Source organism: Thermodesulfovibrio sp. TK500a (assembly GCF_055381765.1).
This window is the reverse complement of the sequence record NZ_AP041606.1, coordinates 1,648,247-1,674,424: the sequence shown is the minus strand read 5'-3', so window position 1 is coordinate 1,674,424 and position 26,178 is coordinate 1,648,247. Positions and strand designations below refer to the sequence as shown.

Annotated in this window: 25 protein-coding genes; 2 read left to right on the top strand and 23 right to left on the bottom strand. The window is 38.8% G+C overall.

Going from position 1 to position 26,178, the window contains the following annotated elements:
• Position 1 precedes the first annotated feature (1 nt).
• Together fliS and ACZ430_RS08800 are read left to right on the top strand one after the other, a co-directional pair.
• Positions 2-427, top strand: coding sequence for a flagellar export chaperone FliS (gene fliS, locus ACZ430_RS08805; protein WP_297210900.1), 426 nt, complete (start codon positions 2-4; stop codon positions 425-427).
• Positions 393-659: a hypothetical protein gene (locus ACZ430_RS08800; protein ID WP_297210897.1), complete on the top strand. Its 267-nt coding sequence runs from the start codon at positions 393-395 to the stop codon at positions 657-659. Before fliS ends, ACZ430_RS08800 begins: the two co-directional genes overlap by 35 nt.
• A 28-nt stretch (positions 660-687) precedes the next feature.
• Here the strand turns inward: ACZ430_RS08800 and ACZ430_RS08795 are convergent, their stop codons facing one another.
• The 23 genes from ACZ430_RS08795 to ACZ430_RS08685 form a co-directional block, all read right to left on the bottom strand.
• Positions 688-2,097 (bottom strand): efflux transporter outer membrane subunit, encoded by a 1,410-nt coding sequence (locus tag ACZ430_RS08795; protein ID WP_297210894.1) that lies wholly within the window; start codon positions 2,095-2,097, stop codon positions 688-690.
• A gap of 158 nt (positions 2,098-2,255) precedes the next feature.
• Entirely contained in the window at positions 2,256-5,387 is a 3,132-nt protein-coding gene (locus ACZ430_RS08790) for an efflux RND transporter permease subunit (protein ID WP_464910552.1), read from the bottom strand.
• A complete protein-coding gene (locus ACZ430_RS08785) occupies positions 5,387-6,532 on the bottom strand; it encodes an efflux RND transporter periplasmic adaptor subunit (RefSeq protein WP_464910551.1) in 1,146 nt (381 codons plus the stop codon). Before ACZ430_RS08785 ends, ACZ430_RS08790 begins: the two co-directional genes overlap by 1 nt.
• Positions 6,533-6,601: 69 nt before the next feature.
• Positions 6,602-7,228, bottom strand: a complete 627-nt coding sequence (locus ACZ430_RS08780; protein WP_464910550.1) for a TetR/AcrR family transcriptional regulator — start codon at positions 7,226-7,228, stop codon at positions 6,602-6,604.
• Positions 7,229-7,244: 16 nt separating this feature from the next.
• A complete protein-coding gene (locus ACZ430_RS08775; RefSeq protein ID WP_464910549.1) occupies positions 7,245-8,063 on the bottom strand; it encodes a DUF169 domain-containing protein in 819 nt (272 codons plus the stop codon).
• Between the two features lie 433 nt (positions 8,064-8,496).
• Entirely contained in the window at positions 8,497-8,910 is a 414-nt protein-coding gene (ndk, locus tag ACZ430_RS08770; protein ID WP_366934800.1) for a nucleoside-diphosphate kinase, read from the bottom strand.
• Positions 8,910-9,848 carry a malate dehydrogenase gene (gene mdh / locus ACZ430_RS08765; RefSeq protein WP_464910548.1) on the bottom strand — a complete coding sequence of 313 codons (939 nt, stop codon included), beginning with the start codon at positions 9,846-9,848 and terminating at the stop codon, positions 8,910-8,912. The genes ndk and mdh overlap by 1 nt, the downstream gene beginning before the upstream one ends.
• Positions 9,849-9,862: 14 nt before the next feature.
• Positions 9,863-10,429, bottom strand: a complete 567-nt coding sequence (locus tag ACZ430_RS08760) for a hypothetical protein (RefSeq protein ID WP_339944641.1) — start codon at positions 10,427-10,429, stop codon at positions 9,863-9,865.
• Positions 10,413-11,963 carry a TRM11 family SAM-dependent methyltransferase gene (locus ACZ430_RS08755; protein WP_339944639.1) on the bottom strand — a complete coding sequence of 517 codons (1,551 nt, stop codon included), beginning with the start codon at positions 11,961-11,963 and terminating at the stop codon, positions 10,413-10,415. Before ACZ430_RS08755 ends, ACZ430_RS08760 begins: the two co-directional genes overlap by 17 nt.
• Positions 11,960-12,871, bottom strand: coding sequence for an ACP S-malonyltransferase (fabD, locus tag ACZ430_RS08750; protein ID WP_464910547.1), 912 nt, complete (start codon positions 12,869-12,871; stop codon positions 11,960-11,962). The genes ACZ430_RS08755 and fabD overlap by 4 nt, the downstream gene beginning before the upstream one ends.
• Complete coding sequence (locus ACZ430_RS08745) at positions 12,871-14,049, bottom strand: FAD-binding protein (RefSeq protein WP_464910546.1); 1,179 nt, start codon at positions 14,047-14,049, stop codon at positions 12,871-12,873. The genes fabD and ACZ430_RS08745 overlap by 1 nt, the downstream gene beginning before the upstream one ends.
• A complete protein-coding gene (locus tag ACZ430_RS08740) occupies positions 14,040-14,822 on the bottom strand; it encodes an electron transfer flavoprotein subunit beta/FixA family protein (RefSeq protein WP_297210868.1) in 783 nt (260 codons plus the stop codon). Before ACZ430_RS08740 ends, ACZ430_RS08745 begins: the two co-directional genes overlap by 10 nt.
• 132 nt (positions 14,823-14,954) lie before the next feature.
• Positions 14,955-16,166: a tyrosine--tRNA ligase gene (tyrS, locus tag ACZ430_RS08735; RefSeq protein ID WP_464910545.1), complete on the bottom strand. Its 1,212-nt coding sequence runs from the start codon at positions 16,164-16,166 to the stop codon at positions 14,955-14,957.
• Between the two features lie 17 nt (positions 16,167-16,183).
• Complete coding sequence (gene panB, locus ACZ430_RS08730; protein WP_464910544.1) at positions 16,184-16,978, bottom strand: 3-methyl-2-oxobutanoate hydroxymethyltransferase; 795 nt, start codon at positions 16,976-16,978, stop codon at positions 16,184-16,186.
• Positions 16,975-18,648, bottom strand: coding sequence for a single-stranded-DNA-specific exonuclease RecJ (gene recJ, locus ACZ430_RS08725; RefSeq protein WP_297210858.1), 1,674 nt, complete (start codon positions 18,646-18,648; stop codon positions 16,975-16,977). The genes panB and recJ overlap by 4 nt, the downstream gene beginning before the upstream one ends.
• A 1-nt stretch (position 18,649) precedes the next feature.
• Complete coding sequence (gene secF / locus ACZ430_RS08720; protein ID WP_297210855.1) at positions 18,650-19,555, bottom strand: protein translocase subunit SecF; 906 nt, start codon at positions 19,553-19,555, stop codon at positions 18,650-18,652.
• Complete coding sequence (gene secD / locus ACZ430_RS08715; protein WP_297210852.1) at positions 19,552-21,174, bottom strand: protein translocase subunit SecD; 1,623 nt, start codon at positions 21,172-21,174, stop codon at positions 19,552-19,554. Before secD ends, secF begins: the two co-directional genes overlap by 4 nt.
• 9 nt (positions 21,175-21,183) lie before the next feature.
• The gene (gene yajC / locus ACZ430_RS08710; RefSeq protein ID WP_297210849.1) at positions 21,184-21,534 is read right to left on the bottom strand and encodes a preprotein translocase subunit YajC; all 351 of its coding nucleotides are present in this window, start codon (positions 21,532-21,534) and stop codon (positions 21,184-21,186) included.
• A 96-nt stretch (positions 21,535-21,630) separates the two neighbouring features.
• Positions 21,631-22,461 (bottom strand): sensor histidine kinase, encoded by an 831-nt coding sequence (locus tag ACZ430_RS08705; protein WP_297210847.1) that lies wholly within the window; start codon positions 22,459-22,461, stop codon positions 21,631-21,633.
• Positions 22,458-23,102: a response regulator transcription factor gene (locus ACZ430_RS08700; protein ID WP_297210844.1), complete on the bottom strand. Its 645-nt coding sequence runs from the start codon at positions 23,100-23,102 to the stop codon at positions 22,458-22,460. The genes ACZ430_RS08705 and ACZ430_RS08700 overlap by 4 nt, the downstream gene beginning before the upstream one ends.
• The gene (pilQ, locus tag ACZ430_RS08695) at positions 23,102-25,093 is read right to left on the bottom strand and encodes a type IV pilus secretin PilQ (protein ID WP_297210841.1); all 1,992 of its coding nucleotides are present in this window, start codon (positions 25,091-25,093) and stop codon (positions 23,102-23,104) included. The genes ACZ430_RS08700 and pilQ overlap by 1 nt, the downstream gene beginning before the upstream one ends.
• Positions 25,090-25,575 (bottom strand): pilus assembly protein PilP, encoded by a 486-nt coding sequence (locus tag ACZ430_RS08690; RefSeq protein WP_297210839.1) that lies wholly within the window; start codon positions 25,573-25,575, stop codon positions 25,090-25,092. The genes pilQ and ACZ430_RS08690 overlap by 4 nt, the downstream gene beginning before the upstream one ends.
• Entirely contained in the window at positions 25,575-26,177 is a 603-nt protein-coding gene (locus ACZ430_RS08685) for a type IV pilus inner membrane component PilO (RefSeq protein ID WP_297210836.1), read from the bottom strand. Before ACZ430_RS08685 ends, ACZ430_RS08690 begins: the two co-directional genes overlap by 1 nt.
• Position 26,178: the final 1 nt, after the last annotated feature.

Sequence of the window (26,178 nt, the reverse complement as noted above, 5' to 3'; positions counted from 1 at the left end):
GATGACATACGTAGATTCCTATTTACAGAGTAAGGTAATGGGAGCAGATGGATTGGAGCTCATTACTATGCTTTATGACAGAGCAATCGTATCCCTTGAAATTTCAAGGGATTGCATAAATAGAGGCCTCGATGACCCTGAGCTCGTAAAGAAAAAGGCCGTTGAACTCAGCAGAGCTACAGATATTCTGTATTATCTTAATGAAATACTTGACAGGCAGAGAGGCGGAGAAATTGCAGAAAAATTAGGGACAATTTACTCAATACTTATAAGTGACCTTGTGAAAGCAAATCTATTTAATGACATTGAAACAATAGGCAAATGCATTGAAATTCTCAAAAATATAAAAGCAGCATGGGAAGACATAAAAAAGAACGTCAAGGAATCTCAGGATGAATCAAAAAGAGCCTTTGCAGGAGCGGTCTAAGGTAAGAAGCCTTCTCATCCAGGCAGAGATTGCCCTCAAGGAAAATCGCTTTGAGGAGGCGCTTGCCGTTATTTCAAGCATTAGTACAGATGAAATAAAAGAGCTTGGAATTGAAGAGATGCAGGCTATTGGTTCATTGCTTGGCTATCTAAGAGATTTGGCGGAAGAAAAAAAACTAAATCTTGCGGAACAACTCAGAATAATTCAAGCAGGGAAGAATTACGTTGAGTGAAAAATTATAGTTTGTGAATATTATTGAATCAGGGCTTATTATCTACACTGCCTCCTAATACTTTATAGAGATTGAGCAAATTGAGATTTTTTGAAAGCTTAAGGCTGTTAAGCTGCTGTTGTGCCTGAAATAATGACCTCTGCGCATCAAGAACACTCATGTAACTGTCAATTCCGTTTTCATATCTTATTTTTGCAAGCCTGTAGGTCTCCCTTAGAGAGTGCACAAGAGATTCAATTGCCTGTAACTGTTCATCTACTGTGCCTTTCACTGCTAAGGCATCGGATACTTCTTTGAAAGCTGTCTGAATGGTCTTTTCATAATTAACAAGAGCAAGTTGTCTTTCGACCTTTGCAGCTTCATGGGCTGCCCATACTCTCGCATCAAAGATTGGCATTATTGCCTGGGGCTGAATACTCCATGCCTTAGAGCCTGATTCAAACAATCCTGAAAGCTCAGCTGACGCTGTCCCAAAAAGCGTCGTAAGTGAAATTCTCGGGAAAAAAGCTGCTCTTGCTGCACCTATCTGGGCATTGTATGCCTTAAGTGTGTGCTCTGCTGCCATAATATCAGGACGATTAAGGAGTATATCAGAAGAAAGCCCTGGTGAAATATCCTTTGGAGGTGTTAAGCCCTCAAGTCCTTCTGGCAAAAGCTCTTCAGTTAGTATCTCACCAGCAAGAAGGTCAAGGGTGTTTTTATCTTGAGCCAATGCCTGTGTATATCTTGCTACAGCTTCACGGGCTGTATCTACCTGTGTCCTCACTCTGTGAAGGTCTATTTCTGAGATTACTCCAACTTCATATCGTTTTTTCATTAATTCATAGTATTCCTGCTGATTTTTAAGGGTTTCCTTTGCCAGTTTGAGATTTTCTTTATCAGTCGCATAAGTATAATAGGCAGTAGCAACAGCAGAAATAAGAGAAAGTCTTGCCGCCCTGTGAGTTTGTTCTTGGGCAAGATACTGCTCAAGTGCCATTTCTTTCAGACTCCGAAGCCTTCCAAATAAATCAATCTCCCAAGAGGTAATCCCAAGACTTACAATGTATTTAGAAGTTGTCTCTGCCCTGCCTGTCCGTGAAAGGTCTGCAGGAGTTCTCTCCCTGTAACTCGTGCCTATTGCATCCACTGCTGGCAGAAGCTCTGCTCTTTGAATGCCATAATAGGCAGCGGCTCTCTCAACATTAAGGGCTGAGAGTCTGAGGTCTCTGTTGTTGGATAAAGCTTTTTCAATCATTTTCTGAAGTTTTGCATCTTTAAGAAACTCATTCCATTTAAGTTCTGTTGCTTTTGGTGATTTATCATAATTAATTGAACTATAGGCATCACCTTGAGGCCATTCCTTAGGCACAGGTGCATCAGGTCTTTTGTATTCGGGAATCATTGTACAGGAAAGAAGCAACAGGGACAGTATGAAAATTAAGGTTTGTTTTGTCATTCTGAACCTGCAAAGCAGGTGAAGAATCTCTTCCTTTCTTTCATTAAAAAAAAGAGAGATTCTTCGCACCCATTGAGGGTGCTCAGAATGACAGATTGGAGTAACTCTTTCGGTTAACACATTAGATTGGCAAAAGTATTCCTTAATCTTTTTTAACCTCATTTCACTATCCTTACCTTGAAGAGCTTCAAAATAAGCACAAAGAAAAGGGGAACAAAAACTATGCTTACGAAGGTTCCTGCAAGAACTCCACCTTCAATGGCAATTCCGATTGCATTCATCGCTCCTGAACCTGCACCTCTTGCTATGGCGAGTGGAAGAATTCCGAAGAAAAGTGCCAAGGAGGTCATGATTACAGGTCTGTATCTTATTGTTGCTGCCTCAACTGTTGCTCTCTGAAATTCCTCTCCTTGCTTAATTCTATCTCTTGCAAACTGAATAATAAGAATTGCATTTTTTGACGAAAGCCCCATTGTTACAAGGAATCCTATCTGAAAATAAACGTCGTTATGAAGTCCCATAAGCCATGTTGCTAATGCAGAACCAAATATACCAAGAGGAAGCAGTATTAAGTTTGTAATAGGAATTGTCCATGATTCATAAAGAGCTGCAAGGCATAGGAATATGACAAAAACTGAGAAAGCATAAAGAACGGGTGCCTGTCCTGTGGCAAGTTTTTCTTGATAGGATGAACCTGTCCATGCATAACCTACACCCTTTGGAAGTTTTGAAACGATCTCTTCCACTGCTTTCATTGCCTCTCCTGAACTTGTTCCTGTAGCAGGCTCACCCCATATATTCATAGATGGAAACCCGTTGTATCGCTCAAGTCTTGGTGAACCATAGATCCATCTGCCTGAGGCAAAGGAGGAAAAGGGAACCATTTTCCCCTCCGTATTACGCACATAAAGACGGTTCATATCTTCTGGTAGCATCCTGTAAGGAGTATCTGCCTGCACATAAACTCTTTTAACTCTCCCACCTTTTATAAAGTCGTTAACATAACTGCTTCCAAAGGCTGCAGATATGGTGTTATTGATTGAATTAATAGGCACACCAAGTGCTCCAGCCTTCTGCCAGTCTATATCAACCTTATACTCGGGGATATCATCCATACCATTAGGTCTTACGTTTTTAAGTCTTCTGTCCTGATTGGCAAAATACAAGAACTGATTTCGTGCTTCCATCAGTTTCTGATGCCCAAGTCCACCCATATCCATAAGTTGAAGGTCAAAACCTGTAGCATTACCGAGTTCTATTATTGAAGGTGGTGGAAAAACAAATATCATAGCTTTTTTATTCTGAGCAAAATACCTCATTGCCCTTTCTTGAATAGCCTTCACTCTTAGGTTTGAGCTATCTCTAAGATGCCAGTCTTTGAGCTTTATAAAAGCCATTCCGCTTGACTGAGTTCTTCCTGAAAAACTGATTCCTGCAAGAGTTATTATTGAATCAACCGCATCCTTTTCTTTTTCAAGAAAATACTTCTGAACTTCTGATAAAACATCCTTAGTCTGCTCAAGAGTGGAACCAGAAGGCATAATAACCTGTGCAAGCATCATTCCCTGGTCTTCTTCAGGAAGATAGGAAGTGGGAAGCTTCATTAAAATAAAGCCAAGTGCTATAACTATAAATACATAGACAAAAATATATACAGGAACTTTTCTAAAAGAGTTTTCAACAATCTTTGTGTATGAAAATCGGGATTTGAAAAATAGCTTATAAAATTTCTCATAAATCAGATTGAAATAATAAAAAATATTTTTTCTTTCCCTGTGTTTTTCCCTGTGGGTTCTTAAAAAGGTAACGCATAGAACAGGTGCAAGTGTAAGGGCTACAAAAACAGAAAGCAACATAGCTGAAATAATTGTTATGGCAAACTGTCTATAAATTATTCCTGTTGAGCCTTTAAAAAATGCCATTGGAGCAAAAACAGCAGAGAGAACCACTCCTATTCCAATGAGTGCAGAAGTAATCTGGTTCATAGATTTTATTACAGCCTCTCTTACAGGAAGCTTTTCCTCACGCATTATTCTCTCCACATTTTCCACTACAACAATTGCATCATCTACAAGAAGCCCTATTGCAAGAACCATTGCGAACATTGTGAGCATATTTATTGAATATCCTGCCACTCCAAGCACTGCAAATGTTCCAAGAAGCACCACAGGAACAGTAATTGTAGGAACAAGGGTGGCTCTAAGACTTCCCAAGAAAAGCCACATTATGAGAAAAACAAGAACTATTGCCTCTATGAGTGTTTTTACAACTTCGTTTATAGCAACCTTCGTGAAAGGCGTTGTATCATAGGGATATACAACTTTTACACCTGCTGGAAAGTTTCTGCTTAATTCGTCTATCTTTTTCTTTACTTTATCAGCCACATCAAGGGCATTTGCTCCTGGAAGAGGTCTTACAGCTAAGGCAGCAGCGGGTTTACCATTATAAAAGGCCTCTATATCGTAATAGTCTGTGCCGAGCTCAACTCTTGCAACGTCCTTTATCTTTACTGATGAACCATCTGGATTAATCCTTACAGGGATTGCTGCAAACTCATCGGGCTCTTTAAGCATGCTCTGAACTATTATAGGAGCATTAAGTCTCTGCCCTTCCTTTGCTGGTGCACCTCCGAGCTGTCCACCTGAAACCTCCACATTGTAAGCTTTTATTGCTGAGACTACATCACTAATTGTAAGCCCATAGCTTACAAGTTTGTGAGGCTCTATCCATATTCGCATTGCATAGGGAAATCCAAAAGTTTCAACCTCTCCAACCCCTTCTATCCTTGCAAGCACTTTTTCTACATTGGATTTGAGATAGTCTCTCAGGTCATAGGCATCAAGCCTTCCATCCTCTGAAATGAGTGAGACAATCAAAAGATAGTTTCTTGTTGCCTTCCCTACACTTATTCCTGTCTTCTGAACAGCCTCTGGTAGGCTTGGCATAGCAAGCTGAAGCTTGTTCTGCACCTTTGCCCATGCAAGGTCAGGGTCTGTGCCGGGTTCAAAGGTGAGTTCTATCCGGCATGAGCCAGAGGAATCACTGGTGGAGGAAATGTAAAGCAGCCTGTCAAGTCCTGTCATTTTTTCTTCAATAATCTGTGTAACACTGTTTTCAACTGTTTCAGCAGAAGCACCCGGATAGCTCGCCTGAATATAAATAGCAGGTGGAGCAAGAGAAGGATACTGTGCTACTGGCAGGTTAGATATTGCAAGACAACCTGCTCCCATTATGGCAATGGCAATAACCCATGCAAAAACTGGTCTTTCAAGAAAGAATCTGGATAGCATTATTTAACCTGCCTCTGGTTTGGTTCAATATAGGGCACAGGCTTTACAGGTGCGCCTGGCATTATTTTTTGAACTCCTTCAATGATTAACTGTTCACCAACTTTAAGCCCTTCAGATACAAGCCACTTATCACCTATTGCACGATCAACCTGAATGGGTCTTATCTGAACTTTGTTTTCGCTGTCAACAATGTAAACAAAGGGATTCCCCTTTGTATCACGAAAAACAGCCTGCTGAGAAATAAGAATTGCCTGTTTATTTATCCCTTCACGTATTAATGCTCTTACAAACATACCTGGCAGAAGAACTCCTTTGGGATTTGGAACTATGGCTCTCAAAATTACCGAGCCTGTTGTAGGATCAACTGTTACATCCTTAAACTGCAATGTTCCGTCATAGGGGTAAACTGTTCCATCTTCAAGAATGATTTTTACTTTATTTTGCTCTTTTCCTGCGTATTTGAGTCTTCCCTGCTCAAGTCTTTTTTCAAGCTCTCTCAGTTCCTTTGTTGACTGGGGAATGTCCACATAAATGGGGTCAAGCTGCTGTATTCTTGTAAGTTCCTGTGGCTGATAGGCAGTGACAAGAGCACCTTCTGTAACATTTGATTTTCCAATCCTGCCTGATATGGGAGCAGTTATCTTTGTGTATCCGAGATTAATCTGAGCATTCCTTACCTGTGCTTTCAATGCCTCAATCTCAGAAAGAGTCTGCTCATACTGAGCTTTAACATCATCAAACTCCTGCTTGCTTATGGCATTTACCTTTATGAGTTCCTGATAACGCTCATATCTTGCCTTGACTGATTGAAGATTTGCCTCTGCCCGAGAAAGTGCTGCTTTGGCATTGTCATAGGCTGCTTTGTATTGAGCAGGGTCAATCTGATAGAGAACTTCTCCAACCTTAACATTGCTTCCTTCAGTGAAATATCTTTTAAGAATTATTCCGCTTACCTGAGGCCTAATCTCAGCAATCCTGTAAGGAGACGTCCTTCCGGGAAGCTCTGTAGTAAGAAGAATCTCCTCTGTCTCTATTTTGATAACCGATACTTCAGGTATCTGAGGCATAGGCTTTTTCTTTTCACATCCTAAAAGAAATAGGGCAAACAAAAGAGGAAACAAAATTAATATTAACTTTATCCGCATTCTAACACCTCTTTATTTAAACTTGAACTTTTTCTGTCATTGTAAGCATAGTTTTTTATTTTCTTCATGTCATTCTGAGCCCGAGTAAAGCGAGGGCGAAGAATCCCCTTTTACTTTCAGCAACCCATTGAAAATAATCTTTACACACTCATCTGGGTCAATAAGATTTTCAGGGTCAACGACAACAGAAAGCACATACCCTCTTATAATATGCATGATTAACTTTGCAACTTCTTCTGAATTGCATTCGGTAAAATCATTAGTTTTTATGCCTGATTCAATCAGATTTTTCAGCAATGCCTTCTGTTTCTCAAAAAAACCTTTTTTTATTTCCATTCCAAAGGTAAAGCCCAATTCTCTACCATGCAACAGGATGAGCTCCTTATTTTCGGATGCATATTCAACTGCAATTTTTACATATTCCTCTAAAGTCTCCTTTGCATTTCTTTTCTCCTCAAAAATGGAAGCAATCCTCGACTCCAAATCTTTTGTTTTTTCCTGCATCAGAAAAAGGAAAAGCTCTTCTTTATTTCTAAAATAAAGATATACCCCTCCAACACTTATTCCTGCTTCCTTTGCAATCATTCTCATAGTAGCTCCACTGTAGCCATACTGGGAGAATACCTTTATGGCTGCATCAATTATTCTCTTCTTTGATTCATATCCTGAACGCCTGCTTATGTTAACTACCTCCAATTTTAAAAATTATTTTTTAGATTTCTTTTATAAGATATTGCCATACATTTCTTTCAAAAAAACTTCCCTCAACATTTTCTTCCATCTCAAGAAACATTTTAAAAGGAACAGTAAAAGTAAGAAGATTATCTCCAAGCTGCTTTTTTACATGTTTTCTTGCTGAAAGGTCTGTAAGACCAATAACCGCTCTCTGGAAATCTGATTTTGCTTCTCTGTAGGCGTATATTCCCATTGTCTGACAACCTGCACCCCATGGAACTATCACATTTTCAAAACTTTCTCTTCCATAACTTGCAAGAACAACGAGGGCAGAAAGCTGATGAGGATTTACAGGAAATACTATAACTATTGGCTCCTCTTCGTCTAAATTTACTTCCTTCAAAGGTTTAAAAATAACATATTTTGTAGGAATTTCTATGATAGGTAACTGTTCAACAAATTTTTTAACATTTTCAGGAGTTTTTAAATATCTCTCTCCTTCAAGAAACTCCTCATAGAATTCTTTAGTTACATGGGGTTTAATTTGTTCAGCTACATTTTTCCCAATCTCCCATTCTTTGTTACCTGAGGATAAAAAATAATAAAAACAATCTATGCCTCCCAAAAAATCTAAATATTTATTTCCGAAACCAAGACCAACCGCACCACCCCAGCAACCATATGTGTTTTTATCAAAAACAGCTACTTTACCCTTTACAGCATTTGCAAACAACCACATAACACAGCCCCATTTACCTTCTCTAAATTGCAAGGCATTTTCTGGTCTTTTATCTGACCATATGATTGCCACAGGATTTAATTCCATTTTTAAAGCCTTTGCTATTTTGCTTTCCATATTTCAGCCCTCCTTTCTTATATGAGACTGTTCAAAATTTCCCAGTTTCTTATAAATCAAGGAATTAGAATTTAATATTTTTCATTTACCTCCATCTGTCATTCCGATGAGCGTTAGCGACGAGGAATCTCCTCTTTCCTATTTAAGGAGGAGACCCTTTGCTTACGCTCAGGGTGACCCTAAGGGTCAGATTCCTCGCACCCATTGAGGGTGCTCGGAATGATCATTAGTAATTGAACATCCTCATTTATTTCAAAAATTTTAGTTCTTCATTTTGTACTCATACAACTGAACGTCTGTTCATGTGAACTAATGTTCAGTTTATCAGAATAAAGGTTGACATGTCAAGAAAAATTCTGAAAAAAATATTCCCAAATAAAAAACCCTGCCATATCTTTGAGCTAATACAAAGATATGCAGGGCTATCTAATTTTTAAAGAATTTCTAAGGCTGAGAAAAAGTAAGGGATTTCATAGGCAGCAGATTGAGGAGAGTCTGAGCCATGGACTGCATTTCGCTCAATGTTTTCGGCAAAGTCTTTTCTTATGGTGCCTTCCTCTGCCTGGGCAGGATTTGTAGCACCCATAATTTTTCTAACCCTCGCTATCGCATCCTCTCCTTCTAATACCATTACAACAATAGGTCCCTCTGACATGAAATCTGTAAGGGACTCGTAGAAAGGTCTGTCCTTGTGGACAATGTAGAATCCCTTTGCTCCTTCTTTGGTGAGCTTGAGTTTCTTAAGGGCTGCCACTCTCAGTCCCTGCTTTTCAAATCGGGAGATAATCTCACCAATCAGATTTTTGCTTACTGCATCGGGTTTGATGATTACAAGGGTACGCTCAATCATACTTTACCTGCCTCCTTTAGTATTTTTATCATTTTAAAGACCTCTTCTGTAGAAATTTCAAAGGCTCGTCTCTCTTCCTCAGTAAGTTCAAGCTCGATTATCTTTTCAACTCCCTTGCTTCCAACTACAACAGGAACTCCATTAAAGACTCCTTTTACACCGTACTCTCCATCAAGATAGACTGAGCAAGGAAGAATTCTCTTTTCGTCAAGAAGAATTGACCTTACCATCTCAAAGGTTGACTGAGCTGGTGCATAATAGGCAGAACCTGTCTTAAGAAGAGAGACAATCTCAGCACCGCCGTCTCTTGTTCTCTTTACAAGGGCATCAATTTTATCCTTTGAAAGCCATTTTGAAAGGGGAATTCCCTTAACAGTGGTAAATCTCACAAGGGGAACCATATAATCTCCATGTCCACCCAATACCAAGGTCTCAATATCTCTTGGGGAGACTCCAAGTTCCATTGATATGAAGGTCTTAAATCTTCCTGAGTCAAGCACTCCACCCATGCCAAGAACCTTTTGTCTCGGAGAACCAGACATTGCAAGGGTTACATGGGACATGGCATCCATCGGATTTGTTACAACAATGTAGTAAGCCTCAGGACACTGAGGTGCAAGCCTTCTTACAATGCCTCCTACAATGTCAGCATTTGCCATTAGTAAGTCTTCCCTCTTCATGCCTGGCTTTCTTGCAAGACCTGCTGTGATTACAACAATGTCTGAACCTGCAAGGTCATCAAGACTGTTTGTTCCTGTAACACTTGCCTTAACTCCCATGACTGCAGTGTTTTGAAGAATATCAAGTGCCTTGCCCTGAGGCATTCCTTCAACAATATCAAAGAGAACTACATCGGCAAGTCCACTGTTTGCCACAAAGAGAGCAAGAGTAGCCCCCACATTTCCAGCACCAACGATTCCAACCTTTTTTCTCATTTTAATTCCTCCTTTCATTTATTACCTCTATGAGTTGCGATTGATACTATTTTAAAAATATCCTCACCTTCTTTCAGTGCCCTAAGAAGATTTTTAAACATGTAAGCAGTCTCAAGATTTGTTTTTTCTTGAAGCATAAGCAAGCGAGCAAGAAGTATTAAGAATTTTATGCTGTATTCACCCTTTTCCCCGAGCTCCTCGAATTTTTTGAATTCTTCTGGTTCTATTTCAAGTAAACTCTCAAGATTGAGCAGACGAGTTCTTTCCTCTTCTGATTTAATAGGTTTAGTATTCTCCCACATTTTCAGAAGAAAATCCAGGAATTTGTGAGTTTTCTCTCTGTCTGAATGCATCTTTATTAAGATATCCACAGCCCAATGTATATGCTTTGGAGTTCTGATATTTGACCAACCCTTGTTTGTTCTCTGTCTGTACTTTATCAAAATGTCGTATGGACTAATACTTCCTTGATATACGCCAATAATAAATCTATCGTTAATGGTGGTGAAAAAGAGAGGAGAGATTTTTTCACCCTTTCTCTTAAATGACATTTTCGGAATTGGTTCATTGCTTTTTGGCACTTTTACTCCTCTTAATGTTTAAACTACGGGAAACCTTAAAAACAAGCAGATACTGGTGAACTATTTGGAGAGAGCCATCCGACCTTGCATTAATTTTCTTGGACTCCTTCTCAGCAATAACTATGATCTCTTTTAGACTAAGTTCAGGAATTTTAACAACCTCAACTATCCTCTTTGCCATTGGTTCAATGTATCCATTGACTCTTACGTCCCTTGTCTGAATCACAAGATAACCTTCATCATTAACTATTTCTGAAATAATAGAAATTAATTGGTTCACGCTGTCAAGGTATTTCTCTACTTCATTCTCAGCCAAGACCGCTCTGCTTAAACAAGAAGATTTAACATAAATCAGCTCAACTTTACCCTCTTTTAATAATTTTTCTATCTCTGAAGGCACTCCGTCATTTGTAATATCAATTACCCTGAAAGAGTTGTTTTTCTGGTATCTATCTATTACGTTAATCTCTGTGAGACTTTCAAGCTCTTCCCGACGAAATATCCACACAGTCGTTGTCTCAAGGGAACTAATGCTATCTCTATCTTTTAGTGTTCGTTCTCTTAAACTAATTGTTCCATAAGCAGAGCTGGTCTCTTTCACTGAACTTGTATTTAAAGGCTTTTCAAATATGGGCAAGTACTCGTGGGCAAGAAGGAGAAAATTGTATTTTATGCTGTTTTCATACCAAAATCCTGTTGTTTTACAGTTGTGCTGCCTTTTTATTACGAGTTCCTTGAGCTTAAATCCTGCCTTAAGAAAAACGTCAATAACTTTAAAACCAAGAGGAACTACATGTTTGTGTTTTCTCATGTCTCCGATTAAAATGGCGCACTTTCTACCCGGCTTAAGAACTCTATAACTCTCATTGGCAACCTTTTCAAGTTCTCTGAGGTAATGCTCAACTTCTAAAAAAGAGAGGTCTCCCTCTTTATTGTTCGTATAGTGGATTATATTTGCATAAGGAGGATGAGCACAAATTAGGTCTACTGATTGATTATCGAGGAAAGATAAGTCCCTTGCATCACCTACAAATAGCTCTGGTTCATAGATTCTTTCATATCTCTGATATTTTGAATGAATTTGAAAGTCTATGTTCCTTCTTGCCAGCTCAACTGCCTTTTCATTTATATCAAGGGCAATGCATCTTCTTCCAAGCAGCTTTGCCTCAACTGCTGTTGTTCCAGCACCGCAAAAGTAGTCTAAAACGAGTTCTCCAGGACTTGAATATTTTAGTATTAAATTTCTCGGTATGTAGGGAGACCAGTTTCCTCTGTATTCTCCACTGTGAGTTGCCCAGTCACCACGGCTTTTAAAACTCCATACTGTGGTGGTTTCTTCTTGGAAATCCTTTGGCTCATATCTTTTTATAGATCTCTCTTTTTTGGGTGAGCTTATGCTTACTCCAAAGGTCTTTCTCATTATTTGTTCAAGCTGCCGATAGGTGATCTTATATTTCTCACCAATCTCCGAATCAGAGAGACCTTTGAGTTTATCGGCTATTACTGAGGATTCTATCTCCTTAAGACTTCTCAAATTATCTCCTGCATTTTGATTAGGTCTTCAAGGTTATCTACATTTAAAACTCTCACATTACCATCTATTCTCTTTATTAGACCTGACAGAACTTTGCCAGGACCTATCTCAATGAAGGTCTGAACTCCCTTTGAAATCATATATTTTACACAGTCCTGCCAGCGAACTGGGCTATAAAGTTGTTTTACAAGGACATCAAAAAGGGCTTGAGCTTCCCTTTTCTCCTCAGCATCTACATTTGTTACAATAGGAATTTTGGGCGCATTTAATTTAAAGTCTTTTAGAAATTGAGCAAACTTCTCTGCTGCCTCTCTCATGAGTTTACAGTGAGAGGGAATGCTTACCTGAAGGGGCACAACCTTTTTTGCACCCCTTTCCTTTGCAATCTCCATTGCCCGTGCTACAGCCTCTGCCTCTCCGGAGATAACGACTTGTCCAGGGCAGTTCAGGTTTGCAAGGTCAACATAAAAGTGAGAGATACTGTCACATATCTCTCTTAATGTCCCTTCATCAAGCCCAAGCACTGCTGCCATTGCACCTTTTCCTTCTGGCTGTGCCTGCTGCATGAGCTCTCCCCGTTTTCTTACTATTCTCACTGCATCACTAAATGAAAAAACCTCCGAAGCCACACAGGCAGTGTATTCGCCAAGGGAATGTCCTGCCACATAGTCTGGTTTTATGTTTAGTGCCGAGACTTCTTTTAGCAAAGCATAGGATACGGTCAAAAGGGCTGGCTGAGTGTTTTCTGTTCGGTTTAACTCTGCCTCTGGTCCTTCAAAGCATAGCTTGGCAATGTCAAAGCCTAAAACATCACTTGCCTCTTCAAATATCCCTTTCTGCCTTTCATAGACACTCTTTCCCATTCCCACATACTGGGAACCCTGACCTGGAAAAACAAAAGCTATCATTAGGATACTCCTTCTTGAAGTTTCTTAATCAAAAGGGGAATTATTACTTTTACATCCCCAACTATTCCATAGGTTGCAACATTGAAAATCGGTGCATTCGGGTCTTTGTTAATTGCCACAATTACATCACTTGACTGCATACCTACAAGATGCTGCACTGCTCCTGAAATTCCGCAGGCTATGTAAAGTTTTGGGCATACTGTTTTACCAGTCTGTCCTACTTGATGGGCATAGGGAATCCAGCCTTCATCAACGGCTGCACGGGATGCTCCAACTGTGCCACCAAGAAGATTGGCAAGCTCCCAAAGCATCTTAAATCCCTCGGGAGAACCAAGCCCTCTTCCACCTGATACAATCACCTTTGCATCCTGAAGATTGACCTTACAGAAAGAGGTATCCTCAACCCTCTCAAGTATTTTAACCCTTCCTTGAGGCTTAAGCGGTGGGACAATAATAATCTCACCTGTTCTGTTTTTATCATATTCTCCCCTTTTCATAACCCTCGGTCTTACCGTTGCAATCTGAGGCCGACTTGTAGGAGAGACAATTGTTGCCATAATGTTTCCACCAAAAGCTGGACGAATCTGAAGAAGATTTCCTGTCTCTTTGTCTATTTCAAGTCCTGTGCAGTCTGCTGTAAGCCCAACCCTAAGCCTTGCTGCTACCCTTGGTATAAAGGAACGTCCAATAGCAGTAGCACCAGCAAGGAGAATCTCAGGCTTGTGCTCCTCAATTAGCTTTATAAGTGTCTTTGCATAAAGTTCATCATCAAGAAAGGCGTAATCCTCAGAATTTACGTGATAGACTATGTCTGCGCCCCATCTAATAAGTTCCTCAACCTCATCGGAAGGACCAAAAAGCACCGCACTGAGTTTAGACCCTCTCTGATTGGCAAGTTTTCTTCCAATGCCAAGAAGTTCATAAGCCACAGAAGCAATTTTACCCCGAGACTGTTCAGCAAATATCCATACTCCTTTGTGTTCTTCTGCTTTCTTTTCCTCTTTAGCCCTCTCATCAATTATTGCACTTTCAGGACAACTCTCAATGCATGCCCCACAAAGAGTGCATGCCTCTGTGATGAACGCTTTAAAATCCCTTAATTCAATTGCTCCAAAAGGACAGGCATTTATACAGGTTCCACAGCCTGTGCATTTTTCTATGTCAATTCTTATAAGCATCCGAGCCTCCTTAGTTCTCTAACTAATGTTTCAACCTGCTCCTCAGGTGTTCCTTCAAGAATTCTTCTTTCACCCCGTGGAGGTGGTGCAAAGATGTTTTTGACCATTGTAGGTGAACCTTTAAGTCCCACATTTTCCTCCTCAGCTCCGATATCATCGGCATTAAATCTTGGAATTTGTGCTTTCTTTGCAGCCATCTTGCCTCTTATTGATGGTGGACGGGGAGTGTTAAGCTCCTTTACAACCGTAATTAGGGCAGGAAGGCTTAGGGCTATTTTTTCATAGCAGTCATCCATAAGTCTTTCAACTATAAGCTCGTTCGGCGTGATACTCTCAATGTGTCTTACATAGGACACATGGGGAATGTCTAAGAACTCAGCCATCTCAGGGCCAACTTGGGCTGTGTCACCATCAATTGCCTGTTTTCCGCAGATTATCAGGTCAAAGCCAAGTTTTACTACTGCCTTAGAAAGTGTGTAGGCTGTTGCCCAAGTGTCAGCACCGGCAAATCTTCTGTCTGTAAGTAAAACTGCATCATCTACACCCATAGAGATTGCCTCTCTCAATACCTCCTCTGCCTGAGGCGGTCCCATTGTTACTACCGTAACTTTTCCTCCTACTTTGTCCCTAATCTGAAGCCCTGCCTCTACGGCATGAAGGTCGTAGGGATTCATAATACTTGGAACTCCCTCTCTGATAAGGGTGTTTGTTTTAGGGTCAATTCTTACCTCAGTTACATCGGGAACTTGCTTAACACAGACAATAATTCTCATTCCTTCCTCCATTTTTATGAGCTGCTTTTATTTATTCTGCGTAATGCCTGAGAATACTCAGACTATCATGAGAAACTAAAATGTTTATTCTGCTCTTATAATTATACGAAACGAATTGGCTGAAAAATCTCATCATTTTACTACTATCTTGACAAATCTTCTTTTGCCAATCCTTACTACATACTCGCCAGACTTAAGCTTTATGTCGGGGTTATCTATTTGGTCTTCGTTTACTCTTATGCCGCCCTGTTTAATTAGCCTTACAGCCTCTGAGGTGCTTTTTACAATTCCTTTTTCTTTAAGAACTTTGGGTAGCCACACTCCTTCTCCTTCATCCTTTACCTCTACTGTTTCAATTTCTTCGGGAATCTCCCTTTTTCTGAAAAGTTTAACAAAGTTTTCCCTTGCTCTCTCGGCAAGTTTTCTTCCATGATACCTTTCTACAATCTCAAAAGCCAGCGACTCTTTTGCATCTCGTGGATTTATCTTTCCATTTTCAATTCCCTTTTTAAGTTCCTTAAGCTCATCTATTGATATATGGCTTAAAAGTTCATAATATTTGAGCATTAACTCATCATTTATTGACATAACCTTTCCAAAAATTTCATCAGGTGGCTCGTTTATACCAATGTAGTTTCCAAGACTCTTTGACATCTTCTGAACACCATCGAGCCCCTCAAGTAGAGGCATCATTATTACCACTTGTTCTTCCATATCATAGAGTTTCATGAGTTGCCTACCCATGAGAAGATTAAATTTCTGGTCTGTGCCACCGAGCTCCACATCTGCCTTAAGATAAACCGAGTCATAAGCCTGTAGCAGTGGATATAAGAATTCGAGGATACTAATTGGTCTGCCCTCTGTAAATCTTTTCTTAAAGTCTTCCCTTTCAAGCATCCGTGCAACTGTCTCCATGCCAGCAAGTCTACACATGTCAAGGGCAGACATGTTTCCAAACCATTCACTGTTAAATCTTATGACAGTTTTTTCAGGGTCAAGTATCTTGAAAACCTGTTCTTTATAAGTCTCAGCATTTTTTAAAACTTCCTCTCTTGTTAATGGCTTTCTTGTCTCTGTCTTTCCTGAGGGGTCTCCAATCATTCCCGTAAAATCACCTATGAGGAATATTACCTCATGACCGAGCTCCTGAAACTGTCTCATCTTTTCAAGTAAAACCGTGTGTCCCAGATGAATGTCCGGAGCAGTCGGATCAAAACCAACTTTTATTTTAAGTGGACTGTTCTCCTTGTATGACTTTTTAAGCTTTTCTTTAAGAGCCTCTTCGGGAATTATTTCAACAGTCCCTCTTTTGATTATTTCAAACTGTTTTTCTGGTGTTAACACTCTGCCCTCCTTCAACTTTAAAAGGAATGCTCTTTATCTGGAAATTCTCCTTTTTCTACTTCTTCTTTATACTGCTTTATCGCCTTTAAAATCTCCTCTCTCAAATTTAAATACTTCTTCACAAACTTGGGAGTAAATTTTTCAAAAAGTCCAAGCAAGTCATGAACTACCAATACCTGCCCATCGCAGTTCACACCAGCACCAATGCCTATTGTTGGAATTTCAAGGCTTTCAGTAATATCTTTTGCAAGCTCCGAGGGAATTACCTCTAAAACTATAGCAACTACTCCCGCCTCTTGCAACAGAATCGCATCTTCTTTAATTCTCTGTGCCTGTTCAGGAATTTTACCCTGAAGTTTATATCCTCCCATTCTTAAAACAGCTTGGGGGGTAAGACCTAAGTGGCCAATCACGGGAATTTCTGCCTCAGTAATTGCCTTTATCTGTCTTATGATTTCTCTTCCTCCCTCAAGTTTAACGGCCTGAGCACCTGCTTCCTTTACAAGCCTGCCAGCATTTCTAACGGCATCCTCTACGCTTATTTGATAGGACATGAACGGCATATCAGCTACAACCATGGCTCTTTTTGTTGCTCTCACTACAATTTTAGTATGATAAATAATTTCATCTACGGTTACAGGCAAGGTTGTCTCGTTTCCTTGAATAACCATTGAAAGCGAGTCTCCCACGAGAATCATGTCTATGCCTGCTTCGTCAACAATTTGGGCAAAAGGATAGTCATAGGCAGTTAGCATTGTTATCTTTTGTTTTTCTCTTTTTTTCGCAAGCAAATCTGTCACTGTAAATCTCATCTTTGGGTCCTTCTCAAAGCTTTAAGCTGAAGCTGAAGATTTTTATTGCCTTCCCACTCATTGATTGATGGAGTAAAGGCTGCATCAATTAAAGCTCCTTCGAGGATTTGAGCATCTCCCATGTCAAATCCAATGGCAGAAATGGTGCTACCATTTTGCCTCAAAAACATCTTAAGATGATTACTGCCTACCTTTCTTAAGTTTACCACCGTAAGCTCTTTTGCTCCAAAAATTGGCTCTCTGTTACCCTCTCCAAAAGGCTCAAGAAGGTTCATCTCTTCTGCTACTTTTTCTGTGATTTCACTTAAATTAACGGCTGCATCAAGAAAGAGAATACTTTTGTCCTCTACGGATATATCTTTTGCAAGCTGACAGAGTCTATCTCTAAAAGCCTGCAAATTATCATGAGAAAGAGTAACTCCTGCTGCCTGCTTGTGTCCTCCAAATCTTATGAGCAAGTCCTTACAGCCATTTAGCATCTCCTGCAAATCAATACCTGAGGGACTTCTTGCAGAACCCTTTGCTTTTCCCTCATGTAGAGAAAACACAAAAGCAGGTCGGTTAAATCGGTCGGTTAATTTGCTTGCAACAGTTCCTACAACTCCTGGATGCCACTCTCCCCATAGTACAATAACAGGGTCATCATTAAATTCTCTGAGAAGCTTTTCTTCAATATCGCTCATTATTCTTTCTTCTGTTTTCTGTCTTAAAGTGTTTAATTGATTTATCCATTTACTGAGATTTTCAACTTCAGCCTCATCTTCGGAGATTAAAAACTTAACAACATCCCTTGCGTAATCTATTCTTCCAGGTGCGTTTATCCGAGGGATAAGGCAGTAACTTAAGTGGAAACCTTTGAGAGAGTTTGAATTAATACCTGCAATATTTTTTAGCATCTTTATAGAGTTTCTCAACGGGGATTCAATTAGTCTCCATCCGTATTTAGTCAAAGTTCTGTTGGCATGTGTAAGTGGAACCATGTCAGCATAAGTTCCAAGCGTAACAAGGTCTATATATTCTAAAGCCATCTCCCTGTCTAATGCCATTGCAAGGAGTAAAGCAACACCAACACCTGCAAGATATTTGTAGTTAGCATTGTCATCAATTTTAGGATTTATCACTGCAAGAGCTCTCGGAATGACTAACTCCTCTTTAATTCTTAATGGCTCATGATGGTCAGTAATTATTACCTCTATACCTTCTTTACTCGCATACTCTACAGCTTCAAAATCTCTTATTCCACAATCGACGGTAATTATTAGTTTAACCCCTAATTCTTTTGCCACTTCTATACTGTTAAGGGTTAATCCGTAGCCATGCTCAATTCTGTGAGGGATGTGATAGAAAACCCGCGCACCTTTTCTATAGAGTATGTCGTAAAGTATAGCTGTTGCAGTCAAGCCATCGGCATCGTAGTCACCATGTATGAGAATTTTGGTTTCCGATTTTATAGCTTCTTTTATTATGGAAACAGCCTCATAAACCCCTGAGATATCAAAAGGGTCTATGCTGTCAATATGGGGATTTAAAAATGAATAGATTTGTTCAATACTTTTAAGTCCTCTTGAGAGTATGACCTGAGCTGTAGGTAAGGTTATATCAAGCGTCTTAGAAACATACTGAAGATACTCCTGATTTGTCCTTACGACAACCCATTCGGAGTAAAGCATTTTATCTCTTTGTCAGTGAATTCTTGCCGAGAAGTAGAACTACAGGGCTTGCTACAAAAATGGAAGAATATGTCCCCACAAGAATACCTATAATCATAGCAAGGGCAAAATCATGCAACACTTCACCGCCGAAGAAAAATAAAGCCACCGCTGCCATGAGAGTTGTGAGAGATGTAACAATCGTCCTTGAGAGCACTTCGTTTATACTTCTATTCATTAATGCTTCAAGGGTCATAGCTCCTTTTGCAACCTTTCCAAGATTTTCTCTAATTCTATCAAAGACAACAACCGTGTCTGTGAGAGAGTATCCTGCAATCGTAAGAAGGGCACTTACAAAAATTAAGTTTATCTCTCTGTCAAGTAAATAAAAAATAGCAAGCACCGCCATTACATCATGAAAAGTTGCCACCGTAGCACCTATGGAAAAATGAAACCTAAACCGAATAGCAATATATATAAGAATTCCTGCGGTAGCGGCCAAAACTGCAAAGAGGGCATCTCTTTTTGTTCTCGCACCTATTTTAGGTCCTATTTCTGTTACTGACTCAATTATCGGTCCTTTAGCAGACAGGTTTTCCTTTAAAGCTTTCTCAATATTTTCTTGCGCTCCTTCCTGCTGTTTTTTTAATTTAATGAGAACCTTTTTTTCTGCAGGCAACTCCTGTATATCTGCATCCTTCATACCTGCTTTCTCCAGAGCGCCTCTAACCTCTGCAAGAGTAACAGGCTGAGAAAATCTCACCTGAAGACTCAATCCGCCTGCAAAGTCTACTCCTAAATTTGCATTTCCTACGTATATCTGATATATTGCAAAGATACCAAGAAGAATCATTATAGCCGATGCGCCAACGGCTATGTATTTTTTACCAAGAAAATCTATGTTTGTCTTACCAAGAAACTGTATCATATGCTGAGACTTTTTCTCTCCTTTCCTGTATATATAAGGTCAAATACAGTTTTTGTACCAATTAATGCTGTAAATAGATTTATAGCAACTCCAAGAGATAAAGTTACGGCAAAACCTTTTATAGGACCAGAGCCAAAATGAAAAAGAACCGCCGCCGTGATTAAAGTTGTAACATGAGAATCGAAAATAGTCCAGAATGCTTTTTTATAGCCTGTTTCTATAGCAGCCCTTGGAGTTTTACCAAGCCTTAACTCCTCTCTTATCCTTTCGAACATTAAAACATTCGAGTCCACTGCCATTCCTACAGCAAGAGCTATACCTGCAATACCTGGAAGAGTGAGAGTAGCATTCAAGGCAGCAAGTGCACCGATGAGTAAAACAATGTTCAGAACTAAAGCAAGGTCTGCAATCAAACCGCTAAGACGGTAGTAAATAATCATAAAAATCACAACAAGCATAGATGCTATAAGAACAGCTGTTTTCCCTGCTTCAATTGAGTCTTTTCCAAGGGTAGGACCTACTGTTACATTTTGAATAAGCTTAACAGGTGCAGGAAGAGCTCCAGCTCTAAGAACTAATGCTAAATCCTTTGCCTCTTCAAGAGTAAAATTACCGGAAATCTGAGCATTACCACCTTCAATCTTTTCCTGAATTACAGGAGCAGAGTAAAGATTACTATCAAGTATTATGGCAAGCCTTCTCTTGACATTCTTTGCCGTAATATCCTCGAACATCTTTGCACCTGCTTCGTTAAATCTCAAAGATACATAGGGCTCGTTAAATCTCTGGTCAATACTCACATGTGCCTCAGCAAGAAGGTCTCCTGTAAGAAGTGCATCTTTTTTTACTATATAAGGTCTTTTGTATACCTCTCCAGTTTCTTTATTAGAAATTTTTTGAAAAACTATCTCATCTCCCTCTGGCAGTTTAGCTTTCCACTGATTTAAGAAAGCCTCTTCCTCTCCAGCTTTTATTAAAGAAGGAAGCTCTTTCCAGAGAGGTGTTTCTTCGTCTAAAAGTTTGAACTCAAGCTGAGCTGTTTTACCAATAATTTCAAGAGCCTTTTTAGGATCCTTTACTCCAGGCAATTGAACTACTATCTCATTGTCTCCCTGTTTGTGAATAACTGGTTCTGCCACTCCAAGCTGGTCAACCCTGTTACGAATCACCTCGATTGCCTGTTCAACTGAAGTTGTCTCGACTTTCTTAAAAGCACTCTCTGGAAGCTGACAATTAAGAGCATTGCCATGCTCAGAAATGGATAGGTCTGGATAGTTGTCTCTTATTATTTTTTTCACATCATCATTCACAGGCTGGACAAATATTTTTTCACCTTCAACTTTAACAACAGGTTTATGCCCTTTTTTCTCAAGAAGACTTTGAAGATGCATTCCTATTCTTTCAACGGTTATCTCTCTTGCCCTTTTAATATCTACCTCAAAAATAAGATGGGAACCTCCCCGAAGGTCGAGACCAAGCACAATACCCTTATTTGGAAGATTCTTCTTCCACCATTCAGGCATCGAGTTAAAAAGAGGCGTGTTCGGCAAAAAGAACACAACCGCTAAAATCAGTGTAGAGAGTATGAGCGCTATTCTGATGTAAATACTTTTTTTCATGAAAAACTATTAATCCTCGTCTGTTTGAGGTCTTAAGGCCGCAATGGACTGCTTTGAAAACTTTAATTTTACGTTTTCAGCAACTTTAAGCACAACGGTATTGGGATTTACACTGTCCACAACTCCGTAGAGTCCTCCAACAGTTATTACTTTGTCTCCTCTTTTAAGATTCTCAAGCATCTGTCTGTGTTCCTTCGCTCTTTTCTGTTGAGGTCTTATAAGCAAAAAGTAAAAGACAACAATTATCAGAAACAAAGGCAGAAGACTAGCTATAAGTCCCATTACAGGGTCTCCCTGTGCACCACCTTGCGGTGCAGGCCCCATAGCATAGACATCTGTTATAAAATTCAATAAATACATATCTCACCTCCGAAAATTTTAAATCTTATTATAGTAGCAAGCTTTAAAGAAAAATCGCAAGTTCCATAGGAAGTATAAACCTGTTAATGTATTCTTTTACTTTAGTTTAAGGCAAACTAAAAAATATTCGCCTTTTGTTCTGTAAATGAGCCTGTATCCCATTTTTTTTGCAAGCGTTTCTACAATTTTAAGGCCTATTCCCGAGCCCTTATCTTGTTCTGAAAAAATTTTATTCCTCACAACAAGTTGTTTTCTTGAAAGCCTTATCTGAACAATATCCTTTGAGTATTTTAGAGCATTTTCAATTATCGGAAAAACTATATTTTCAAGCATCTCCCTGTTAGAATTTACATATACATCATTCAAAAGAGTTTTTATTTCTACTTTAACTTGAGTTAGAGTGAGAATTCTCTCTACAGTCTCCCTTAGATTTATTTTTTCTTTAGAGTGTTTTAAGTCTCTAAATTTATTAATAGTATCAAGAATGCGATGAAAATCTTCTTGAATATATAAGTAACTCTTTTCCAGCCTCTCAAGTGCCCTCGCATCATTTCTAAGTTTTAAAATTTCTATATTTCCCCTCTGAGTTGCAAGAAAGTTACCAAACTTGTGAGATATGGTCAGAAGTATTAGTTCAAGAAAATCTCTGTATTCCCTCTCCTGCCTTGTCATGCGCTCGATAATCTTGTAAAGAACGAGCATTAAGCTTAGAACCAATAAAAACTCCCAAAGAAGAACGTTTTTAACGTAATCCTTAAACTTTATCTCTACAAGATTCCTCTTTGAAATCTTATCTTTATTAAAAAATTCAGAAAGCCATTCTTCTTTTAAACTTTCGGCAAAGGTAAAAACCATCGTGTTCAGATAGAACAAAATGGCAATCATAATTAAAGTTGTTGCTAAAATTACTTTTACTTGAAATCTCAAAGCAGTCTATATCCTCTACCAGGGTATGTCTTTATACAATCGGAAGGTAAAATTTTTCTGAGTTCTTTTATGTATGCCCTTACAATCTCTTCTCCTACTTCCTTATCTGGCCATATATAATTCATTATAGTTTCTGTATCAACTATCTCTCCCTTTTTCTTAATTAAAAGACTTAATAGTTCCCACGCATTTTTTGATATTCTGATTTCTTCATTACCCTTGTGGATTGTTTTTCCGTCAAGATTTATCGTAATGTCTCCTATGGTTATTATACTTTCTATATGTTTTCTCTTGCTTAACGCCTTAAGCCGCAATACAAACTCCTTGAAATCAAAGGGTTTTGTTAGATAATCGTCGGCACCACGGATAAAGCAGTTTTCCTTATCCTTAATGCTACTTTTTGCAGTTATAACAAGAATAGGAGTTTTAATTCCAACTTTTCTCAGAGCAGTTATTATCTTTTCACCAGAGGTATATCTAAGGATGAGATCGACCACTATCACATCAAATTCATATTTACCAATTACCTTAGGAAGCTCCCTTTCATCCCACAACCAGATGAGCTCTATATTTTCAATACTAAGATAATCCTTTAAAGTTTCCCCAAGAACCTTATCATCTTCTATAAGAAGAATTCGCATTATTCATAACTTAATATTCTTGGAGTTATGAATATCATTACTTCATAGAGAGATTCATCTCTTCCCGTGCTTTTAAAAAGCTCACCGGCTAAGGGGATGTCGCCAAGAAGGGGAACTTTGGAGTCTCTCGTTGTATCTTTCTTTTTATAGATGCCTCCGATTACCAGTGTTTCTCCATCTTTAAGGGAAACTTTGGTATTTCCCTCTAATTTAGTTGTTCTTGGTGCATATGTTCCACCTATATTTACAAACTCCACGAGGTCTTCCTTGGTGACGTTTATATCAAGTTGGAGAGACTTGTCATCTATTAAATGGGGAGTTGTTTCAACTATAACTGCCACGTCTTTAAACTTGGTCGAAATCTGCCCGCTTTGAACATCTTTTTCACCGTAAGGGATTGACTCACCTTGAACAATCTTTGCTTTCTGATTGTCCATTGTAATTATTCTGGGGTTTGAAATTATCTTTCCTTTTCCTGTCTCCTGTAAGGCTGAAATTCTGACATCAAGTGCAAAAGTTCCAGATGCATTAATATATCCGATTGTGAAAGCCGACGTTCCAGCTCCAACAGCTCCAGATGATGCAGGAAGATTAATACCTATCGGAGTAGTACCACCTGGAACAGTGGCAGGAGAAGACTGCGAGCCCACTATATTCGTCCTTGATCCAGGAGGTGACCACCTTATTCCCCACTCAAAACCAAGACTCTTAGCAAAACTACTGCTAATCTCTACTATTCGTGTCTCAAGAAGAATCTGTCTTATTGGTTTGTCAAGATTAACAATAAAAGTCTCTACTTCCTTTAGAACTGAAGGTATATCCTTTACTATTACAGACCTGGTTCTATCGTCAACAACTATATTGCCCTGAGGAGATAAAATTTTAGCACCTTCTATAGTTGTCTTTACTTTGTCTGGCAGTGCATATTTGAGAGTAAATATTTTCGTATTTGTATCTTCAGCCTTTTTGAACAGGTCTTTTGTCTCTGCCTGCAGTTTCTTTTCTTCCTGAAAAACTTTCAAAGGAGCTATTCTTATAATGTTTCCCTCAACAACCTTTTGGAGCTGAAAAGTTTTACAAATCATATCAAGCGCCTGCGCCCATGGTACGTTTATAAGTTTAAGAGTGATTTTACCCTTAACCTCAGGATGAATAACCATATTATATCCCGAGATTTCTCCAAGTAGCCTGAACACTCCAACAAGGTCTGCATCTTGAAAATCGAAATTTACGGTTGTATCACTTTTTACATTACTTACTGTACTATTATCAATTGTGGAAATTTTATATTCATTAGCTTTTTCAGGAGCTTTTTCAGGCTTTTTATCCTTTATTCTCTTTACGCTAAAGACTACCTCATCTCCTAAGTGAAGGACTTCTGCATCTAAGCCTTCACCCTTTAAGAAACTGAAATTCAAATTTTTACCTTCCCTTTTCATGGAAAGGGGAAAGTCTTTAGGGATTTCAGCATCAAATTTTATGTCAGCAAATTCAATACTTACGGAATTGTCTGTTTTTATCACTGTAGGCTCGGGCAGTTCTCCATCAGCATAAAAGGTGACTTCAAAATCTTCACCATATTTTTCCAACAACAAATCAATTATTCTCGTTGCCTTAACTGGAGTTGGCTCATTCTTAGATTTAAACGAGATAATGATAACATTGTTTTCTGATTTAATTTCAGGCTTTATGGGTTCTGCAAGAAGAATGGTTAAGTGAGTGTTTTTTTCTATCTCTTCACCAGAAACCTCACTTACATATCCATTATGGAATAGCATCTTTCTGTTCAATGAGCCTAAAGAGGTAGAAATTAGTTCTAATTGAATCTTAAATGGATCGTCCTGAGGAATTATTCTGTGCTCTGCCTTATCAGAAAGTTTAATCTTTAAAGCATCATCCTCATAAACAACGGAGTCAATCTGTCCTGCAAGAGCATCAACGGATATTATAATAAGAAAAGATAGGATAAAAAAAACTATTTTATTTATCATGCTCCTTCCTCCGTTCTGAGTTTCAGATATTTTGTTTTTCTATTGTCTTCTTTAATTTCTATTGAATCTTTTAATATTTTCACAACTCTCCCTCCGCTTATACCTATTTTGTCTTTTTCTCTGACAATATAAAACTTCCCGTCTGGAGCCTGTATTAAGGCATACATTCCTTTTTTATCCCATGCAATACCTGTTAATTTAAATTCTTCTATGTCATAACTCTCCAGAGGAGACTGCCCCTTTTTAAGCATGTCTCTCTTTACAATCAGCGGAGTGAAAGGATCTCTTAAGTTTTCCACATCATAGGAATAAGTAGGAAATTCCATAGATTTTACTTCTTCGCTCTCTTTTGTTTTTTTTGTAGCTTTAGGCACTTGAGTTATGTTAGCCTGTTTCTCCATTCCCCAAAAAGTCCAGAAAATACCTCCACCAACCAAAACAACTCCTAAGAAAATTAAAATTATAATCCTTTTTCTATCCATCATTTCTTCTTTTCCTGAGATTTTTTCTGTTCTTGTATCTTTTTCTTCTCTTCTTCAGGTATTAAAGAGTAAGTAACTGCAGTCATTGTAGCTGTCAACATTACAGGGTCTTTTTCTCCGCTTTTAATCTCCATCTTTTTTATATTGAGAATACGCTCTATTTTAGTTGTTTCGGCAAAGAAGCCCCCAAAAATATGATATCTACCCTTCATGGCAACTTCTACAGGAATTTCATATACTTCTGTAGATTGATGGACTGTCTTACTTTGAGGTTTCCACATAGTAACAACAAGCCCCTTTTGAAGTCCTATTTCCGATAGTTTTTTTAAGACATCCGAAACCTCTGTTTCTTTTGGCAGGAGAGTCTTTAGAAACTCCATTCTCTTCTGAAGTCTCTCATTTAAAACTCTCAACTCTTCATATCTCCGGGAATCTTCTTTAGCTTTATTTATCTCTTGTGATAAAACCTTATGTTCATTTTTAAGCTTGTTTAACGTTTCCATCTTGGGAATTAGATAAATAGAACCGAAGACAATTATCAATAATAAAGGGAGAAGAATCATCAAAATACCACTTTTACCTGCTTTTTTCTCGCCATTCATC

Coding starts and splice junctions, on each gene's coding strand:
- fliS (WP_297210900.1), top strand. CDS start 2: ATGACATACGTAGATTCCTATTTACAGAGTAAGGTAATGGGAGCAGAT.
- ACZ430_RS08800 (WP_297210897.1), top strand. CDS start 393: ATGAATCAAAAAGAGCCTTTGCAGGAGCGGTCTAAGGTAAGAAGCCTT.
- ACZ430_RS08795 (WP_297210894.1), bottom strand. CDS start 2,097: ATGACAAAACAAACCTTAATTTTCATACTGTCCCTGTTGCTTCTTTCC.
- ACZ430_RS08790 (WP_464910552.1), bottom strand. CDS start 5,387: ATGCTATCCAGATTCTTTCTTGAAAGACCAGTTTTTGCATGGGTTATT.
- ACZ430_RS08785 (WP_464910551.1), bottom strand. CDS start 6,532: ATGCGGATAAAGTTAATATTAATTTTGTTTCCTCTTTTGTTTGCCCTA.
- ACZ430_RS08775 (WP_464910549.1), bottom strand. CDS start 8,063: ATGGAAAGCAAAATAGCAAAGGCTTTAAAAATGGAATTAAATCCTGTG.
- mdh (WP_464910548.1), bottom strand. CDS start 9,848: ATGAGAAAAAAGGTTGGAATCGTTGGTGCTGGAAATGTGGGGGCTACT.
- fabD (WP_464910547.1), bottom strand. CDS start 12,871: ATGATAGCTTTTGTTTTTCCAGGTCAGGGTTCCCAGTATGTGGGAATG.
- ACZ430_RS08745 (WP_464910546.1), bottom strand. CDS start 14,049: ATGCTTATAAGAATTGACATAGAAAAATGCACAGGCTGTGGAACCTGT.
- ACZ430_RS08740 (WP_297210868.1), bottom strand. CDS start 14,822: ATGAGAATTATTGTCTGTGTTAAGCAAGTTCCCGATGTAACTGAGGTA.
- panB (WP_464910544.1), bottom strand. CDS start 16,978: ATGAGATTTACAGTGACAGATTTGCTTGCGAAAAAAAGAGAAAAACAA.
- recJ (WP_297210858.1), bottom strand. CDS start 18,648: ATGCTTTACTCCGAATGGGTTGTCGTAAGGACAAATCAGGAGTATCTT.
- secF (WP_297210855.1), bottom strand. CDS start 19,555: ATGATACAGTTTCTTGGTAAGACAAACATAGATTTTCTTGGTAAAAAA.
- secD (WP_297210852.1), bottom strand. CDS start 21,174: ATGAAAAAAAGTATTTACATCAGAATAGCGCTCATACTCTCTACACTG.
- yajC (WP_297210849.1), bottom strand. CDS start 21,534: ATGTATTTATTGAATTTTATAACAGATGTCTATGCTATGGGGCCTGCA.
- ACZ430_RS08700 (WP_297210844.1), bottom strand. CDS start 23,102: ATGCGAATTCTTCTTATAGAAGATGATAAGGTTCTTGGGGAAACTTTA.
- pilQ (WP_297210841.1), bottom strand. CDS start 25,093: ATGATAAATAAAATAGTTTTTTTTATCCTATCTTTTCTTATTATAATA.
- ACZ430_RS08690 (WP_297210839.1), bottom strand. CDS start 25,575: ATGGATAGAAAAAGGATTATAATTTTAATTTTCTTAGGAGTTGTTTTG.
- ACZ430_RS08685 (WP_297210836.1), bottom strand. CDS start 26,177: ATGAATGGCGAGAAAAAAGCAGGTAAAAGTGGTATTTTGATGATTCTT.